This is a genomic window from Sulfurospirillum arcachonense DSM 9755, from assembly GCF_000597725.1.
GTDB lineage: Bacteria > Campylobacterota > Campylobacteria > Campylobacterales > Sulfurospirillaceae > Sulfurospirillum_A > Sulfurospirillum_A arcachonense.
On sequence record NZ_JFBL01000001.1, the window covers coordinates 45761 to 63964 of the forward strand.

Sequence of the window (18204 nt, forward strand, 5' to 3'; positions counted from 1 at the left end):
CTTTTCCTTACACTTCCACAACCCTCTCAAACATCTCCTTAATCTCCATCTCATGACTTATAATAAATATCTGTCGATATTGTTCTTTTATGGTATGAAACGCTTCCAAGATTTCCATACGTCTGCTTTCATCTTGGCTTCCGAAAACTTCGTCAAATGCCAAGAAACCTATGCTACTTGCTCCGCTTAGTTCAGTAAGAGTTTTACTTATGGCTATGCGTAGGACTAGGTTTGCTAGGTCTACTTCTCCACCGCTAAATCTCTCTATGGGGTACTTTTTGCCCTCATCGTAGATGTAAAAGTCAAAGTCGTTGCTTACTTCTATGTGTTGGTATTTGCCTTTGGTTATGGTCGCGTACATCTGTGAGGCAATTGCAGAGATGCGTGGGGCTACTTTTGAGTTTAGGCGGGTTTTGAACTCGCTTAGGCTTAGTTTGATTTTCTCGTAGTCTTGTAAGTCATCTTTTTTGGTCTGTACTTTTTTGAGTTGGGCTTCATTGTTTTGCAAGGAGTGTTGCAGAGTCTTTATCTCTCCCTCACTTTTGGCTATGAGAACTTTTATATCGTTTAGTTTGTTTGTGTTTTCATCTTTTGAGAGTTGGAGTTTTTCATGCTCTTGGAGTCTGTTTTTGTGTGCTACTTCATCGTAGTTTACACTTTTGTACTCTTCCTCTTTTGCTTTACATGTAAGGCTCAGTTTGGCTATCTGTTTTGTGCAGTTTTCCAACTCTACTTTGAGGCTTTTTTCTCTTTTTAACTCCGTCTCAAGACTCAGAGCGTGTCTGTGTTTTGGAGTAAGTTCTTCGTAGGCTTTTTGTATGTTTACATGTAAAGCCTCATCGTAGCTAAATTGCTCGAGAGTTTTAAGCTCTTCTTTGTTTTTTATACCCTTTTTTTCGACTCCTGAAAAGTACTCTTGTGCCTGGCTCAAATCTTTTTGTTTGCTTTTTATGATGTTTATTTTGTTGCTTAGTTCTTGGTACTCTTTATCTTTTACTTTCTTTTGCTCAACAAGTGTTGCTTTTTGTGTTTGGACGGTTTTGAGTTGTGTGCTGTACGCTTCTATCTTTTTTTGGTGTGTATTTTGTACTTGTCCTAGTAAAGAGTCTATGACATTGTCATACTCTTCTAAAAGTGGTCTTGTACAAGTCGGACACGCTGAGTCTTTGCCTAGACTTTTTATGTGTGTTATCTTTGCGTTTGTTTCGTTTATGACTCTCTGTTCGGCTGCGATTTCGAGTTCTATCTCTTTTTCTATCGTCTGTTTTGCTTCTATCTCATCTTGGCGTATGCTCAAGTCTTGCTCTAAGTTCTTTGCATCAAAGCTATATTTTTCCATCATCTCACAAGCTTTTTGCAGTGCTTTTATATCTGCTTTGGATTTTTTCCACTGCTCTGTGAGTTGGACTTGTTCTTTTTGAAGTCCCTCTTTTTTGAGGCTATACTCTTTGAGTTTGGCTTGTTCTTGCAGCTTTACATGTAAGGCTTCAAACTCTTGTTTTATGCCCTCGTATTTTTGAAGTTCTCTGGCTTTGAGTTCTAAGTCTTGAAGCTCTTGTGTGAGTCTTTTTTGGTTTTTGATTTGGTTTTGTATGGAGTTTTGGACTAACTCAATGTCTGTGAAAAGTTTTTGTTTTTTCTCTTTAGTCTTAGCAAATCCCTCTAACTCTTTTTTTATTTCAACCTCTTTAGTTTTAAACTCTTCTAAGACTCTATTTTGTTTAGTAATCTCTTCTTTTTGTGTGCTTATCAGAGTGTTTATCTCTTTTATCTGGGTCTGTTTTGCTTTGACATCATCTTCACTTAAAAGCACCTCAGCAAATGCACTTATCTCGCGTTTAAGCTCACGACTTTTTTCTACCAACTCTTTTTCTACAAAGTCGATTTTCTCCAAACCCAAAAGCTTTCTTATCATCTTTTTTCTATCTTCATTTTTCAAAGTACTCAGGCTTGTGAGTTCTTTTTGAGATGCAAAAAGAGTATGCATAAAAGCATCTTTGCTCATCTTGGTTAGTTTTATTATAGCTGTCGTTACCTCTTTGGCTCCGCTTGTTGTAAGCTCACCGTTTTTATAAAACTTTGCATTGGCACTCATAACTTTTCCACGAAACTCACGCACTACTTTATACTCTAGACTCTCAAACTCAAAGTCCAGTTCCACGACCACTGCATCTTTACTCGAAGCATTGGCGTTTCTTAGTATATCTTTGTTGCCTCTTTTTTTAGCTTCCCCATATAAGGCAAAAAGGATACCTTCAAAAAGTGTAGATTTTCCACTTCCATTTTTCCCGATGATACCTATAAGACCTTCGTTAAACTCTATGGTTTTGCTCACATACTTTTTAAAATTTTCAAGGTGAAGTTTAGTGAGTATCATCACTCACCTCCTCATAATTTGCAAAGAGTTCTTTTACTTTATTTTTGAGTCTGTCATACTCTTTTTCTTGGCTCTCTTCTTTGATATGTTCTAAAAAATACTCTTCAAGCGAGAGGGCTTCTACGTCCCCTAGATTTGCATCTTCATCTGTTTTTTTGAACTCTCTTTTTATGTTTACATGTAAGGCTTTTTCAAAAAGGTTTTTTATGTCATTGGCTTGTATATCTATGGACTGTAAGGGTGTTAGATTTGTTAGTTTTACTTCTACTAAAGCCTCTTTTATATCTTCTACATGTAAAGCTTCTATCGAGCTTTCAAAGTCCTCACAATCTATCTCATATGTTTTTATAGGTCGTATGTTTATCTCATGGTAGTTTACTGACAAAGATTCGTCTATGTCTACTACTACAAAACCTTTTGAGTTTCGTTTGTCGTTGAGGCTTGTTCGCTCGGTACTTCCTGCATAATAAACATTTTCATGTTTTCCTACTTTTTGGAATCCATGCCAGTGTCCTAGACCTACGTAGTCCATTTTAGCAAACACATCTTCTTTGTTTGGAGGGTAAACCCACTCACCAAACTCAGCCATAAGATACCACGCTCCAACGGAGCAGTGAAGCATCATGATGTTTTTTCTGTTTGAGTCTATGTTTTGCTCACAAAGTTCTATTTGAGAGAGTGCTTTGGTATCGTCATTCATATGAGGCAAGGTATGAAAAACTGCATCTTCAAACTCTATTTTTTTGTATTTTTGTTCGTATGAAAGGTGTATATTTTGAAAGTTTTCAAATATCTTGAGGATTGGGCTACTAAGGTTTGTACGAGGCGTGGAGTGATTTCCCGCTATCATGATAAAAGGGATATTCAGTTCATTTATGATTTTAAACTGTTCAAGCGCAAAAGTAATCGCCCTATTGCTTGGGCTTGAGCGGTGAAACAAGTCACCTGTGTGGATGATATAATCAGGTTTGATTATCTTTATGTTTTTAACAACTTGCGAGAAAGCATCGTAAAAGTCAGCTTCTCTTTGATTTATATTGTCCTCATCGAGTATTTCAAGGTCATTAAAACCTAAATGAGTATCTGAAAAATGGATTATTTTCAACTATTGTGTCTCCCAAATCATACTTACATAAATAATATCATAAAATTGTCATAAATGATGTAAAAAAATATAATTATATAATAAATATCCATATTAAATAAAACTTAATGTTTTGTGACGCCCACTGTGACGCTCTTACTATACAATAATTATACATCTTATAAGGAGTAAAAATGATTAATCTAAACAAAAATCATTCATTGGACGAGTTACGTGGGGTTATACGAAAAAGTATATACGAAAGAATCAATGTTGATGAGCAAAAAAAAGTTTTAGAACTTTTTAACCAAAGAGTGTTTTTAGAAGAGACTATAGATAAATCTATCTCTTTTAATAAAAAATTGAATTGGGATGAAAGTAATACAAACTATCAACTTACAACAACAGCTGAAGAGCTTATAGAAGTATTTAAACTAAGAAGTAATGTTTTTACTGAGATAAACTATCAAGAAGAGTTTCCTGATACTATTGAGGGTTTGAACTTTGACAAGTTCGATCACAACTCGGCTATCATCTATTGTGCAAAAGATGGAGAATTTACAGGAACTTCAAGAATCATTTTTGATTCTAAAGATAAATTGCCTACAGATAGTAAATTTTCTTTCAACTATCTAAGAGAGAAAAATCTTTCTTTATGTGAAACATCAAGATTTACTATAAAAAAAGATACTGGTGGACTTAGCCTAGATTTTAAAAATATCATGAGAGCCTACTATGAAATCACTACAAATAACAACTTAGATTTAGTTGTATCAGGGATAAAAGAAGAGCATTACAAAATGTACTCTAAATTTGGTGGGATGAACATAGAAAAAGAACTTGATGCTTATGGAGAAATAGAACTTCCTTGTTTAGTTATTTCATGGAATCCATATATTGCATCGAAATTTTTTAAGCGTTCTTTTTTAAGATAAAAGAACATAAAGGGTTGTTTGAAACAACCCTTTACATGTAAAAGATCATAATAAGTCCAGCACCTGTTCCTGAACTACTTGTTGTTGTAAATGCAACTGATTGAGCTGAAATAATACCTTTGTAAAATTTTAAAGGATTTAGTTTTGCTATGAAAGTAAGAGTTCCACCCATAGTTAAAAGTACATGGATGATACAACCTACATAAACACCTAAGATAACCTTACCAAGACTTAGTAAAACATCAATTCCATATGAAGCAGATACCCATGCCATCAAACCAAATACACCATATGGAGCAAATGCAATAATATATTTTAATAGATAATTAAATATAAAGGGTTTTAAGTAAAACTCCCTTATATGAGATTATGTCTTTGCTAAATCACAAAATTCTATAGTATGGATGTTTAATACATCTTCATACTTGATTTCATTTTTACCTAAATAAAGATTTTTTAATTTACGTAGATTGGAGAAAGACTCAGGAAGCGTTTTTAAACAGTTTTCTTCAACATCAAGTTCAAGCAAATTCTCCAAATCACCTATATGAGTGGGAAGCTTTTCCAAACTGTTTTCACTGACACTCAAATAATTTAGCTTTTTTAGTTCACATATCTTATCTGGTAGATTTTTTAAGTTATTATTATCTAAAGTCAATATTTGCAAATCTTCTAGTTTTGAAATATCAAAATCCAAATTTTCTAAATTGTTACCATTGAGATTGAGTTTAATCAGCATATCATGAGACTCTAAAGAAGGAAGGTTTTTTATCTGATTTCCTTCTAAAAGAAGAGTTTGAAGCTCTGCAATCTCACTAATTGAGTTTGGTAAAGATGTCAATTCATTGTACGATAAATCTAAGAAGTAGAGTGCACTCATATCTGCAAATACATCAGGTAACTCTTTGAGTAAATTTGTATCTAAAGAGAGATAGAGTAGTTTGTTTAAGTTTTTTAGCTTCTCACTTATGTGTTCTATAAAGTTCGTCGCTAAGGTAAGTCGAGTCATGTTTTTGAGATTATAAAATTCATTTGGTAACTCTTTGAGTCTATTACCATTTATGTTTAAAACCATCAAATTTTCTAGTGCACCAATCTCTGATGGTAACTCTTCTAAAAGATTGTTTTCACACTGCAAATTTCTCAATTTCTTCAAGTTTTTTATGCATGTTGGCAATTTTCTCAATCTGTTATTTGTCAAGTTTAAAATACTCAAATTTGAAAATGCTCCTAAACTCTCAGGCAATTCTCTGATTTGATTGTTACTTAAGTTTATAGAAACTACACTTTCCCACTCTTCTATATTAGTTGGTAAAGTAGTTTTTATATTATTGACCCTTAGCCATTTTGAAAAATCAACAAACTCTTTTTTCATACTCTAACGTCCCCTCTTTTGTTCAATCAAAAAATCAATCTGTTCGTAATCAATACTACCAAATTCTATCATATTAAACAGAGCCATTAAAGGTCTTCTACAACATGTTTGATTGCATTCTGTCACGAGTTTTTTTGCTTTTTTATATGGAAGATCTGTATTTTGAAAAATCTCTATAGCTTGTGAAACTGTTTTATTTCCACACTCACAGATGATTTTATCTTCTTGATTTTGCATATTTTTACTTTAAGAAGTCATGCTTTGCTTTAAAATCTAACATCTCTTTCATCGATATTTGTATCTTTTGGCTAAGTTCTGGCAACATAGCGTAGTCATACCAAAGTGTATCTTCTACTATGTCATGAATTTGTCCTGCTAGTTCAGAAATCTTTCTTTTTTGAGTTGCAAGCTCTTTTTTTATAACCTTTTGTTCTTCATTTAGTCCCATATCTTCTCCTTTATAGACCATATATCATTTGTATATTTATCTCTGGTTTTTCATTTTTATACATAAGATTATAACCCTCAGTTAACTCAAAATTGTAAGTAAGGTACAAATCTGTAATCTCTTTGACTTCACTTGGAATAAAAGCAATAATCTTTTTTAATCCTCTATGATAAATCACCCCTCTTAAAAGTTTTTCTGCATCATCACTCCAAGAAGGATCCATAATCCATGGTGAAAGTTTTATAATGTTTTTATTGAGTGCGTATGAGTGTTGGTAACCTCTTTGAGTTGATAATAAAAGTGAAGATGACTTAAACATGGATTTAGTCACATAATCAAACCTATCTTCCTTGTAAGTCTTTTCATCTACTCTTTTTAGAGTAGGTTTAAAATTTTCATTACTTATGCTTTTTGCTGTGGCATTTGTAAAGTTAAATGCACCTGATTTTCCACTGTAAGTCGCTTTTGAAAATTTTGCATAACTTTTAAATCCAAAACTTTCAAAAACTTCTTTTTCATCTTCTAAGGAGAGTATATAGATAGACTTATTTTCTTCACTAATATTTGTAAGTAGTATTTTTATAAGTCGTTTTTTTACTTCTTTGCTTAACTCTTTTTGATAATAAAAGTTGTTTATATACACACTCTCTTCAAACATATACGCACTGATAAATCCCAAAAGTTTTTTATCTTCATAAGCTCCAAAACATAAACTTTGATTGTAAAAAGCAGTATTAAGTATGAGTTTTTTGTCTATGACTTGCGTCTTTTCAAACTCTAATAAATCACTTTCAAAACTACTTTTTCTAATCCAACCTACGAACATAAGTATAACTCTTTGAGCTCATTTGTATTCATCACTTTTTTTCTGCCTGTAACGATTTGTCTTACAAGAGGAAGTATCTCTTGAAGTCTATCTTTATCCGCAGTTATACCACTTAATCTTAGGTGATAATCTAGTGTTGCACTTCCCGAGTGTTTGCCTATAGGATAGTGTCTAGCAAGTCCAACACTTTCAGGAGTAAACGCTTCATAAGCATTTTTAGACTTTATCATCCCATCTACATGTATACCTGATTCATGAGAAAAAATATGCTCTCCTATGATTGGTTGGTTAGTGTCTATTGGTTTGTTTGCAGCCAAACTAACAGTACTTACTAACTCTTTTAATATAGAAGGTTTTATCTCTCTTTTTTCTCCAAATTGTTGGCTTAAACTCATCAAAACTTGCTCAAAAGAAGCATTTCCAGCACGTTCTCCCAAACCTATTACAGTCGTATTTGCACTCTTTGCACCTGCTTCAATGCCTATGATTGAGTTTGCTGTAGCCATACCAAAGTCATTATGCATATGCATCTCAATGTCAAGCAAATCAAAAGATGTTAAGTAGCTGATATTTTCATATGTTTTGTGAGGTGTTAAAATCCCTACTGTATCACAGTAACGAAATCTATCGGCTCCTAAACTCTTACCAAACTCTAAAACTTCTTTTAAAAATCCAAGATCAGCTCTACTAGAGTCTTCCCCTCCAATACATACAAATAAGCCTTCATCTTTTGCTATTTTTACCACTTCTTCTAAGTTTCTAAAAAGCTTCTCTTTTTGCCCACCAAATTTCACATTAATCAATTCATCTGAAACAGGGATAGACAAATCTACAGCTTTCACACCACACTCTAAACTTGCTTCTAAATCTTTTTTTGTAGCCCTATTCCAACTCATGATTTGGATTGGAAGGTTAAGCGCTAAAATCTCTTTTAAATCATCTCTCTCTTTGTCTCCCATAATAGGAATACCAACTTCAAGCTCATCAACTCCTGCTTCATATAACAAACGAGCAATCAGAAGTTTCTCTTTTGTGTTAAATGCAACATAAGGAGCTTGTTCTCCATCACGCAGTGTTGTATCGTTGATAAGAGCCATTATCCTGCCTCTTGCTCTTCACATGTAAAGTGTTTTTTATACGCTTCGTAAACTGAACGCTCTATTGGTTGTAAAGCGTAACTTTCATCACATATAAGACCTATAGAGTTAAGCTCATCCATAGGACAATCCCCTATTTTTTCTGTTAACAATATATCACAGTCTTTTAGTGTCTCTTTTATCTCTTCGATTGGATTATTGTCACAATTTTCTGGTCCACTACAATATGCACTCTCTATCTTACGGTGCATTACAAACTTGATAGCTTTATCTCCAGCTTCATAAATCAAAAATTCACTCGCACTACCAAAATGCATATTAACCATGCCTTCACCACCTGTTGTAACGGCTATAAGTTTTGTCTGGCTAGTACTACTTAACTCTTCTTTAGTTGCTTGTTCTATTTTGATTCTATCGTTTGCTTTTTCAAGATGTTTTCTCCAGTTTTCTATCATCTCATGTTTTTTCACTCTTGCTTCTAGGTTATATACCTCTTCAAGTTCTTCAAAACTTTTTGATGTAAACGTCTCTTTTGCAAACTCTTCACTCTTATCTTCTCCAATAAGTCCAACTGCATCTGCTCTACACTGTCTACAATGGCTCATAAGTTTCATATCCATTCCACATGCTTCTTGTGCTGCCATAACTTCTTGGTCAGTTGCACTCTTAACTCCATCTAATCCAAACTTTGTTCCAAATTCTGGAGCTGAGAGTAGTGGCATGATGTTATGTAAAAACACATTTAATTCTTTGAGTTTTTTAGCTACATTTGGAAGGTCTTTATCGTTGACTCCTGAGATTAAAACTGAGTTTGCTTTGACTAAAATCCCTCTATCAGTAAGCATCTTTATGCCTTCTAATTGTTGTTTTAAAAGTCTTTTTGCACCCTCTTTTCCTCTAAGCTTTTTATGCTCCCAATGTACCCAAGGATATATCTTGCTTCCTATCTCACCAGTTTCATCCACGGTATTGATAGTAACTGTTACATGGTCTATATTGTACTTTACAATTTCATCTATATACTCAGTAAGTTTAAGTCCATTGGTAGATAAACAAAACTTTAAATCTGGACTTTTTTCTTGAAGTATTTTAAATGTTTCAAAAGTCTTTTTTGGATTGGCTAGAGCATCACCAGGTCCTGCAATCCCTACTACAGAGAGTTGCTGAATCTCACCACCAACATAAAGTACTTTTTTCGCAGCTTCTATAGGCTGAAGCTTGCCACTTGTTACTCCTGGTCGACTCTCATTAGAACAGTCATATTTTCTATTGCAATAATTACATTGAATATTACAAGCAGGAGCTACTGGAAGATGTATACGAGCATAGTGCTGATGAGCCCCTTCACTATAACATGGATGGTTTTTGATCTTCTCTTGAATTTCTTCGTTTACATTTGTAGTCGGTGAACTAGTGCAAGAACAACTCATAATATATCCTTTATTTATTTCTTAAAGGATAATATTCATAAAGTGTTCCTCTTAGTTTTCTTCTTTTTTAAACTGCACCATACTAGAGCGTTTGAAACCCTGTTTCTCATAGAAGGTATGTGCTTTTAAATTATCAAAGTCTGTAAAAAGAGTAAGTCGTTTGAGTTTTTTTCTCTTTGCGAAAGTCTTTACATGTAATAAAAGTTTTGAACCTATGTCTTGCCCTCTATACTTTGGTGAAACAACAACATCTTCTATAATACCAACCTTTGAACCAAGTGAAGTACTTACACTATATAAAAGATTTACCATACCTACAATTTTGTTCTTCTTTGTTGCTACAAAAATGTCCCCTACTTTTTTATTAGAGAGTATAAGGCTCAAACCTTTAGCTTGTTTTTTTGTGTCTGCTTTGAATTCTACTTCTTGTTCAAAGAGATATGAAAGTAGTTTTACTAACTCCTCTATATCAGTCAATTTTGCTTTTCTTATACGCATAACTTTTCCTTTATGAAACTATAACACAAAATTATCTAAAGGAATACAATATGCATATATACCTACTAAATAACAAAATACTTAAAGGAGTAATTATGGCTGTTATGATAACTGAGGAATGTATCTCTTGTGAAGCATGTGCACCAGAGTGTCCAGTAGCTGCAATTCTAGATGAATCAAATGAAAAAAATCCTAAAGATGGTGTTTTTTATGTAAAACCTGAATCTTGTGTAGAGTGTGTAGGTCATGCAGATCTTCCAAGATGTGCTGAAGCCTGTCCTACTGAAGGTGCTATTGTTTGGGATATGCCTTATACTATGGATTTTAATGACTACTACAAAAATGGTAATGAAAGTGGTGCATACAAAATAAGAGAACATAAGAAAAAAGGTCTTATGCTTCCAGAAATAAAATCACAATCTTTCAACGAAGCAATAACAATGGATACTAGAACTGCTCACGCAAATGTAGGTGAGTTTTAACCATGGCAGTTATGATAACAGACCTATGTATTAACTGTGATAGTTGTGTAGATGAATGTCCAGCAACAGCAATAGTAGGTGCAGATGATTCGCCACTTGAAAATGCTGAGTTTACGTATGTAAAACCTGAAAAGTGTATTGAGTGTGTTGACTCTTCTGTACCAAAATGTTTTGATGCTTGTCCTACAGAAGGTGCTATTGTTTGGGATATGCCTTATACTGCTGAGTTTAATACATACTATATGGATGGTAATGATAATGGGACTTACAAGATAAGAATTCATAAGAAAAAAGGTATCTTTTCTCCTGAAGCACAACCTCGTCCTTTTAGAGATACGATAGATATGAATGATAGAGCTTCTCATACTCCCCTAGATTTCTAATATATTTACATGTAAAGAGTATAAAGTGTTCAAGCTGCTTTATACTCTCTAGATGACGATATTTTATTTAAAAAATTCAACACTTTCCTTACTATTTACAGTTAAATAATCGATATATACTTTAACATTGATTGAAAATAACTTTTTATTTTGACGAAATAATATTTCAACTTTAATTTATATATAAGTCTAACTCAACTAAAATACCCTCTTAGATTTTCGTGGAAAATTAACCAAATAAAAGGAACCTATTGTGAAAAAAATTCTCATACTTTTAACTCTTGTTGCACTATTTTTCAGTGCTTGCCAAAAAAAAGACGATACTACTAAATCAAACGAAACAATCAACGGTGTTTCAATAACTAATCCAATGAAGATTGATAAAAACAATCAATCTATCACTATTTTAGCAAAAGTAAACGGAAAATACCTTACTGAAAACACACGTCACGCAGTTGTTTTTAAAGATGGAAAATTTGGAGATAAACCAGTTTTTATAGCTCTTGCTAATCAACTTGATTTTTACAAAGCAATGATAGAAATCGGTGGTGTTGCAGGTAACAATATGACAAAACAAAATGCTACAAAAACAAAAGTCGAAGGCCAAAAAGTAAACGTAAGCGTAACATGGAATGGCGCTCCAAAAAGCTATGATATTAATGAAGTAATTAGCGATAGCAATAAACTACCTATCGATATGAGATTTGGTGGCAATGAAGAAAATTCTAAAAAGTTTAATACAGGATGTATTGCTTGTTTAGATAGTTGTGCTGTTGGTATCATCTCAAATCATACATATACTTTTGGTGCTGTTGAAAAACGTAGCGAAGTTGTTTTTCATGGTAATGCAAGTGTTTTACCACAAGATGGTACACTTATAGCAGTTACGTTTAAACTATAAATGAATAAACTCTCTTTAGCATGTTTCTATGCTTTTTGTGGACTACTTTTAGCAATTTGCATATCTCTAATCATTTCTATGAATGTATGGTTAGAGATGCGAATTCATGAAAGGCTTGTTATTGGAGTTTGTGTTGGACTTGGTATTCTTTTTTCTCTTTTTAAAAGAAAAACTTCTCCCGCACTATTTTTTGTATTGCAAAGTCTAATGTTTTTACTCTGTTTTTGGTTTTCCAAAATGGACTTAATCTACTATATCATACGAAATTTTTATCTAAGTGGTATTTCTATTTTTACAATAAAAATAGTATTTTTAAGTATATTAACATTTTTTAACGGCATTGTTTTTTTTCAAATCTTTGTGAAAAAAGCAAAACTTTAAAGAAGGAGACAAATAGTCTCCTTTTTTCATTACTTTTTTAAATTAAAAATCTTTTTCTATCTTAAACGCATCAAAGATAATATCAATCGCACTCATACGTGCCCCATGATTTGTAGCGTCTAGTATATCTGCATCACTGTAATCCAAATCTCTTAAGATTTGAACATCACTTGCTTCTACATCATGAGGAGTTCTTACTGCTTTAAGTACAAAAAGAAGCATTGCTTTCTCTTTTTCATCTAATTTTGCATCACTCGGATTTGCTCTCATAACTTCAACATCTTTTGGAGACCAATTGAGCATATTGATAAGCATTGAAGAGTTAAAGTCTACACAATAACTACAATTGTTTTTATCAGAAACAAGAGTTCTTATACAAGCTAATAGTGCCATAGAAAGCGTATCATGGTTAAGATAATGTCCTATAAAACTCATTTGCTGTTTTAAAAGACTTGGGCTTGAGCTAAAAAGTAAAGCAGTGTTTGCAACTCTTCCTCTCATCGCTTTTATCTGAGTGTATATTTCTGCTAACTCACCTGTTGCATTCTCTGGTTGGATAGTATTGATAATTGGCATTATTTTTCCTTTTTAATTAAATTTTTCCATTCATTGAGTGTTAAAACACGACTAAATCCAAACTCTTGTGCTACTAAAAAAGAACGATGAAGTTCTTCTGCACTTACCGCTCCTGCTTCATTTTTAAAATCAAGTGTTCCATTGGCATCACTCAAAAATTCTACATTAAAACCAAGCTGTGAAGCATCACGAGCAGTTGCATCACAACAATTTTGTGTCATATAACCAACAATTGCGACAGTATCAATCCCAAGACTTCGTAATCTCCAGTTAAGATCCGTTCCTATAAAAGAACTTGCATGGTTTTTTTCTATATACAAATCTGGTTTGATTTGTTTAATGTCATCATGAAACTCCCAGTTATGACTCTCTCTTACAAATGCTTTTGCATCGGCTTTCAGTGCCGTATGTTGTACAAAAATTATAAATGTATTTGTTTGTTGTGCTTCTTTGATAGCAGTTTTAATATGCTCAAAACTATTAGGAGGATAACTAATAGGTAAAGCCCCTCCACTAAAATACTCATTTTGAACATCAACAACAATAAGTGCTCTTTTCATATAAACTCCTTTTAATGTTGACTGTTTGGTCAAATGAATTATAACGTATGTTGACTAAATAGTCAAGTAGTGAAAAATTATGCTATAATTACACTAGAAATAAGGATATTTATGGAAAACACAAGAGACAAACTAATCGATGCAACCTTTGATGAGATTTATTCTCATGGTTATCAAGGTGCTCCACTAACGGACATACTTAAAAAAGCAGGTGTTCACAAAGGTTCAATGTATCACTTTTTCAAAAATAAAAAAGAGATGGCCTTAGCAGCTATTGGTGAAAAAATGTTTGAAAAATTTAATGAGAGATATAGTTATGTTGAAAGTTATCAAATAGGAATTCTTGATGAGTTTTACAAAAGATTAAGAGATCTTACAGCCAGAGATTTTAAACGTGGTTGTCCTATTGCAAATATAGTTCAAGAGATGTCAAATATAGATGAAGATTTTAATGTTTTGATGAAATCCATCTATGAAGTATTTCGTGAAAATGTAAAATCTATTTTAGATAAAGCTATTGAGATAAAAGAGTTAAAACCTTGCGACACAACAAAACTGGCACTTTTTATCACATCTACTCTTGAAGGAGCTATCCTTTCAGCAAAAGCTACAGGCGATGAGCAAGACTATCTTGATGTTATAGATGAGATGATAGATTATATTCAAATGAAAAGAGGTTAATTAGCCTCTTTATCTTTTTTATAAAACTCTAATTGTATCTCTTCATTTCCTTCAATAAAATCTTTTGTAATAAAACATTTTTGTACTTCTTCTCTAGAAGGTAAGTCATATTGAAGTGGAAGCATGATTTTTTCTATAATTCCTCGAAGTCCTCTAGCACCCACACCTTTCTCTTCTGCACTTTTGGCGATTGAGTGTAAGGCATCGTCACTAAATTCAAGCTCAACTCCATCGAGTTCAAAAAGTGCTTGATACTGTTTTATAATAGCATTTTGTGGCTCTTTTAAAACTCTTACCAAATCTTCAATGCTAAGTTCATTAAGCATAGCAACAACTGGTATACGTCCTATAAACTCAGGAATCAAACCAAAACTAATCAAATCTTTTGATTCTACCTCATCACTTTTATCTGTGGTCTCTTCTTTTAAAAAACCCATCTTTTTAGACTCTTTATCACTCTTAGTTTTTTCATCTCCTACAAGACCTACAAAAGCCCCACCACAGATAAAAAGAACATGTGTTGTATCAAACAGAACTGTTTCGGCAGTTGAGTTTTTTCTGCTTCCTTTGAGAGGCACATACACTTCTCCACCCTCTAAGATTTTTAAAAGACCTTGTTGCACCCCTTCACCACTTACATCACGTCCACTTGTACTACTCTCAGATTTATTGGCTATTTTGTCTATCTCATCTATATAGATTATCCCTTTTTGCGCTTTGTCTATATCAAAATCAGCTGCAGCTAAAAGACGAGAGAGTATAGACTCTACATCTTCACCTACATATCCAGCTTCTGTAAGAGCTGTTGCATCTGCTACTGTAAAAGGTACGTCCATAATCCTCGCTAAAGATTTTGCAAGAAGTGTTTTTCCGCTTCCTGTTGGACCTATGAGCATAATGTTCGATTTTTCTATCTCTACGTCTTTAAAAACTGGTTTATCAATACGTTTGTAGTGAGAGTAAAGTGCTACACTAAGAACTTTTTTTGCCTCTTCTTGTCCTATGACATAATTATCAAGATGTTCTTTGAGTTTTTGAGGTACTTTTAACCCTTTTTGAAACTCATCACGAGCAAGTTTTAATTCATCTTTTCTTAAGACCATACTACAAGTTTCAATACACTCATTGCAGATATGAGCTTCTTCAGCACTAAAGATTTTTGTAACTTCCTTCATTGGCTTACCACAAAAACTACATATCATACTCATTATATCGACCTTAAAAAATCATTCGGATTTTGTTGTATAACCTCTAGATTATGTGAAGCTATAAACTTATCTTCTTTTTTACTAAACTCTTCTTTTTCACTCACTATAAAACCACCACTTAACTCTAAAGTGATCTCATTTGATACCATTCTGTAAGTATCACGGCTAAAATCCACGCCTAAAAAAAGATATGATTTATCTTTTCTGAACTCTTTTAAAAATGCTGGCATTGCGTATCCACCCATAGCTTCAGTCAACCAATCAACAAAGTCAGCATCACTCACTATAAAATTTTTCTCAGGTATGGTACTTCCCATAGGTTTAAACAAAATCGGTAACTCACCATTTAATTCTTCTTTAGATACAATATCATAACTCTTACTGTCTAAGTTATACATGTAAACAATAAATCTATCATAGCCACCCATGACTCTACTCACTCCAGTAACCATAAAATGAGGAACATCTTCGTAAACTTTACAACTGCTATCGTCCATATTTGTATCTATAAGATATTTTGGTTTAAGCTCTTTCAAAAACTCATATACAGGCGGTAAATCGTACTCTTTTGAACTATAGATGTGATTTGTCATCTGCGTTATGTATTCGCGTCCTTTTCTTTGCTCTAAACTCATAGCCGCTCTTGTATACTCATACATAAGTCTTGGACTCATAGCTCTACCATTATTAAGGGCTAAGACAAAAGAATCACTATCGTAGGGTAGCTCTTTCCCCTCTTTACATGTCACACCTTTAAATACACCCATTCCTAAAAATGGAACTAAACTTCCTTCGATTAACTTTTGTTTTATACTATCCATGACATCCTACTCCTGTGTAAGTAACATAAGCTTTATTGAGTTCTATATGTAACCTATCTATGTCAAACTTGTTTTCAATGACATTAGGCATATCTACATAAAACACTGCTCCATCTTTTGAAATCAAAAAGAGTGCTTTTGTAAGCTTGTCTTTAAGAGTACCTTGTTCAATTTTCGTTCCATACATATTTCCAAACTCATCTTCTTCATCAAAAAAGAGTTCAAACTTTTTAAGTTTTTGTATTAGATTTAGGCTTTTTTCATCGTACTTATTAAAAATTAAATAGCAATTTATATCTACTTGTATATCAAACATAAACTCATCAATATAAAGTATCTCATCTTCAAACTCACAAGAAGGAAAAGAGATAAACATCGTCATAGCTTTATTAGCGTGACTTCTTTTTAACTCTTTTTTTTGCTTACATGTAGAAAGAACTTCTACATTTTCAGCCATATAACCAATATCCATAAAGTCATCAACTAAAACTTGTTCTTCGTCCTTATATGTGTATTTAGAGTCCATATTTTTTCACTTTATATCTTAACTGTCTTGGTGTAATTGCTAAAAGCTCCGCTGCTTCAACTTGATTATCCTTGCACATCTTAAGAGCTGCAACTAATGCATCTTTTTCCAACTCTTCTAAAGTCTTATTCGCAAGTGTTATCTCTTTATACTCTTCTTCAATTTTTTCTGCTTTAAGAGCAGGTAACATCAAAAACATATCTTTAGCACTTATACCTTCTTCATGTCCCATAAGAACAATTCTTTCTAAGGTATTTTCCAGCTCTCTTACATTTCCAGGCCATGGATAGCCCATTAGTTTATCCATAGCTTCATCTAAAATCTTTACATTTTTTTTGTGATTTTTCATAGATTTTTCTAAGAAAAAATTCACCAACAATCGTATGTCTTCTCCACGTTCCCTTAGTGGTGGCAAATCTATAGGAATAACATTGAGTCTATAATATAAATCTTCTCTAAACTCTCCATCTTTTACCATCTGTTCTAAGTTTCTATTGGTTGCTGCGACTAGACGAACATTGACCTTTATGGTTTTACTTCCACCTACTCTTTCAAACTCCCTCTCTTGTAAAACACGAAGAAGTTTCACTTGTGCAGAAGCTGAGATATCGCCTATCTCATCTAAGAAAAGTGTTCCACCATCTGCTAACTCAAAACGACCTTTTCTTGTCTCTTTCGCATCCGTAAAAGCACCCTTTTCATGCCCAAAAAGTTCACTTTCAAGTAAAGTATCTGTAATAGCAGCACAGTTTAGTTTTATAAAAGCACCCTCTTTTCTTTTACTTCTTTTATGTATCGAGGAAGCTACTAACTCTTTTCCTGTTCCTGTTTCTCCACGAACTAAAATTGTAACATCACTAGGAGCAATTCTTTCTATGATGTTATAAACACCCTTCATTTTTTCACTCTCACCTATAATGTCACCAAAATTATGTGCTTTAGAGTCCCACTCCATTTTATAATACAGTTTTAAATCATTGAGTTTTTCTTTTTCACTCTCAACAATATTGTGTGAATGCATTGCTTGTGCAAAAAATGAGCTTACGATAGATAAAATCCTTACAGTTTCATCAAAACCTATCTCTGTTGATTTTGTAAGATTTGTTGCAAGTACTCCTATGACTTCATTTTCTACTATCATAGGAACAGCTACATAAGAGATCGTATCACTTGTTATATTGCCCGTTTTATTTAAAAACAAAACATCATTGTGAACATTTTCAATAACGATAGGTTGCATACTTTCGATAGCTTGTCCGGTTGCCCCTTCTCCTAAACGATAACTTGCAACATTTTTTTGATGTCGAGAGAGATTTATAGAAGCATATACTTTTAGTATATTGTCTTCTTCTAACTTGTAAATAGCACAATTTTCTAGATTTAAAGATTTTTTCAAAGCATGCAGAGACTTTTCTAATGACTTAACAATATCACCTCTAGAATCTGCAATAAAATTTGCTATATCAAATAAAACAGCAAGTTCTCTTTTTGTTAGACAGGCTTCACATAAATTATTCATCGTAACTTCTTTTTTAATTAGTTTGTATTTAGACTACCGTAGTACTCCACCCCTATGAAAACTACTAAGGTCTATAATATACTATATATATATTAA

The 18204-nt window shown here is 33.0% G+C and carries 22 protein-coding genes; 6 read left to right on the forward strand and 16 right to left on the reverse strand.

Annotated features, from left to right (window positions below):
- Positions 1-7 precede the first annotated feature (7 nt).
- Positions 8-2377, reverse strand: coding sequence for an AAA family ATPase (locus K354_RS0100205; RefSeq protein WP_024953498.1), 2370 nt, complete (start codon positions 2375-2377; stop codon positions 8-10).
- Positions 2364-3482 carry a metallophosphoesterase family protein gene (locus tag K354_RS0100210; protein ID WP_024953499.1) on the reverse strand — a complete coding sequence of 373 codons (1119 nt, stop codon included), beginning with the start codon at positions 3480-3482 and terminating at the stop codon, positions 2364-2366. Before K354_RS0100210 ends, K354_RS0100205 begins: the two co-directional genes overlap by 14 nt.
- A gap of 173 nt (positions 3483-3655) precedes the next feature.
- On the opposite strand from K354_RS0100210, the gene K354_RS0100215 reads away from it, so the two are divergent.
- Positions 3656-4396, forward strand: coding sequence for an N-acyl amino acid synthase FeeM domain-containing protein (locus K354_RS0100215; RefSeq protein WP_024953500.1), 741 nt, complete (start codon positions 3656-3658; stop codon positions 4394-4396).
- A 31-nt stretch (positions 4397-4427) separates the two neighbouring features.
- On the opposite strand, the gene K354_RS0100220 is transcribed toward K354_RS0100215, so the two are convergent.
- The 8 genes from K354_RS0100220 to K354_RS0100255 are packed head-to-tail and all read right to left on the reverse strand — an operon-like array spanning position 4428 to position 10070.
- A complete protein-coding gene (locus K354_RS0100220) occupies positions 4428-4757 on the reverse strand; it encodes a cation:dicarboxylate symporter family transporter (protein WP_084607285.1) in 330 nt (109 codons plus the stop codon).
- 6 nt (positions 4758-4763) lie between these two features.
- Positions 4764-5771: a leucine-rich repeat domain-containing protein gene (locus tag K354_RS0100225; protein WP_024953502.1), complete on the reverse strand. Its 1008-nt coding sequence runs from the start codon at positions 5769-5771 to the stop codon at positions 4764-4766.
- A 3-nt stretch (positions 5772-5774) separates the two neighbouring features.
- On the reverse strand, positions 5775-6008 hold the full coding sequence (locus K354_RS0100230) for a hypothetical protein (RefSeq protein ID WP_024953503.1): 234 nt from the start codon (positions 6006-6008) through the stop codon (positions 5775-5777).
- Positions 6009-6012: 4 nt separating this feature from the next.
- Positions 6013-6219: a CCE_0567 family metalloprotein gene (locus tag K354_RS0100235; protein ID WP_024953504.1), complete on the reverse strand. Its 207-nt coding sequence runs from the start codon at positions 6217-6219 to the stop codon at positions 6013-6015.
- 10 nt (positions 6220-6229) lie between these two features.
- Positions 6230-7045 carry a hypothetical protein gene (locus tag K354_RS0100240; protein WP_024953505.1) on the reverse strand — a complete coding sequence of 272 codons (816 nt, stop codon included), beginning with the start codon at positions 7043-7045 and terminating at the stop codon, positions 6230-6232.
- Positions 7036-8142, reverse strand: a complete 1107-nt coding sequence (gene nifV, locus K354_RS0100245; RefSeq protein WP_024953506.1) for a homocitrate synthase — start codon at positions 8140-8142, stop codon at positions 7036-7038. Before nifV ends, K354_RS0100240 begins: the two co-directional genes overlap by 10 nt.
- Positions 8142-9572: a nitrogenase cofactor biosynthesis protein NifB gene (gene nifB / locus K354_RS0100250; protein WP_024953507.1), complete on the reverse strand. Its 1431-nt coding sequence runs from the start codon at positions 9570-9572 to the stop codon at positions 8142-8144. Before nifB ends, nifV begins: the two co-directional genes overlap by 1 nt.
- 51 nt (positions 9573-9623) lie before the next feature.
- Positions 9624-10070 carry a GNAT family N-acetyltransferase gene (locus tag K354_RS0100255; RefSeq protein WP_024953508.1) on the reverse strand — a complete coding sequence of 149 codons (447 nt, stop codon included), beginning with the start codon at positions 10068-10070 and terminating at the stop codon, positions 9624-9626.
- 95 nt (positions 10071-10165) lie between these two features.
- Here K354_RS0100255 and K354_RS0100260 point away from each other — a divergent pair, with 95 nt between their 5' ends.
- The 4 genes from K354_RS0100260 to K354_RS0100275 all read left to right on the forward strand — a co-directional run bounded on the left by K354_RS0100260 (position 10166) and on the right by K354_RS0100275 (position 12217).
- Positions 10166-10552, forward strand: a complete 387-nt coding sequence (locus K354_RS0100260; protein WP_024953509.1) for a 4Fe-4S dicluster domain-containing protein — start codon at positions 10166-10168, stop codon at positions 10550-10552.
- Between the two features lie 2 nt (positions 10553-10554).
- On the forward strand, positions 10555-10935 hold the full coding sequence (locus K354_RS0100265) for a 4Fe-4S dicluster domain-containing protein (RefSeq protein WP_024953510.1): 381 nt from the start codon (positions 10555-10557) through the stop codon (positions 10933-10935).
- A 253-nt stretch (positions 10936-11188) separates the two neighbouring features.
- A complete protein-coding gene (locus tag K354_RS0100270) occupies positions 11189-11836 on the forward strand; it encodes a YdjY domain-containing protein (RefSeq protein ID WP_024953511.1) in 648 nt (215 codons plus the stop codon).
- The gene (locus tag K354_RS0100275; RefSeq protein WP_024953512.1) at positions 11837-12217 is read left to right on the forward strand and encodes a hypothetical protein; all 381 of its coding nucleotides are present in this window, start codon (positions 11837-11839) and stop codon (positions 12215-12217) included. It abuts the gene before it with no gap.
- 42 nt (positions 12218-12259) lie between these two features.
- Here the strand turns inward: K354_RS0100275 and K354_RS0100280 are convergent, their stop codons facing one another.
- Together K354_RS0100280 and K354_RS0100285 are read right to left on the reverse strand one after the other, a co-directional pair.
- Entirely contained in the window at positions 12260-12793 is a 534-nt protein-coding gene (locus K354_RS0100280) for a carboxymuconolactone decarboxylase family protein (protein ID WP_024953513.1), read from the reverse strand.
- The gene (locus K354_RS0100285; RefSeq protein ID WP_024953514.1) at positions 12793-13353 is read right to left on the reverse strand and encodes a cysteine hydrolase family protein; all 561 of its coding nucleotides are present in this window, start codon (positions 13351-13353) and stop codon (positions 12793-12795) included. The genes K354_RS0100280 and K354_RS0100285 overlap by 1 nt, the downstream gene beginning before the upstream one ends.
- 111 nt (positions 13354-13464) lie before the next feature.
- On the opposite strand from K354_RS0100285, the gene K354_RS0100290 reads away from it, so the two are divergent.
- On the forward strand, positions 13465-14034 hold the full coding sequence (locus tag K354_RS0100290; protein WP_024953515.1) for a TetR/AcrR family transcriptional regulator: 570 nt from the start codon (positions 13465-13467) through the stop codon (positions 14032-14034).
- Here K354_RS0100290 and clpX read toward each other — a convergent pair.
- The 4 genes from clpX to K354_RS0100310 are packed head-to-tail and all read right to left on the reverse strand — an operon-like array spanning position 14031 to position 18108.
- Positions 14031-15242 carry an ATP-dependent Clp protease ATP-binding subunit ClpX gene (gene clpX, locus K354_RS0100295; protein ID WP_037939939.1) on the reverse strand — a complete coding sequence of 404 codons (1212 nt, stop codon included), beginning with the start codon at positions 15240-15242 and terminating at the stop codon, positions 14031-14033. The two genes, K354_RS0100290 and clpX, sit on opposite strands and share 4 nt — an antisense overlap.
- Positions 15242-16063: an SIR2 family protein gene (locus K354_RS0100300; RefSeq protein WP_024953517.1), complete on the reverse strand. Its 822-nt coding sequence runs from the start codon at positions 16061-16063 to the stop codon at positions 15242-15244. The genes clpX and K354_RS0100300 overlap by 1 nt, the downstream gene beginning before the upstream one ends.
- Complete coding sequence (locus K354_RS0100305; RefSeq protein WP_024953518.1) at positions 16056-16589, reverse strand: thioredoxin domain-containing protein; 534 nt, start codon at positions 16587-16589, stop codon at positions 16056-16058. The genes K354_RS0100300 and K354_RS0100305 overlap by 8 nt, the downstream gene beginning before the upstream one ends.
- Entirely contained in the window at positions 16579-18108 is a 1530-nt protein-coding gene (locus tag K354_RS0100310; RefSeq protein ID WP_024953519.1) for a sigma-54-dependent Fis family transcriptional regulator, read from the reverse strand. The genes K354_RS0100305 and K354_RS0100310 overlap by 11 nt, the downstream gene beginning before the upstream one ends.
- Positions 18109-18204 lie beyond the last annotated feature (96 nt).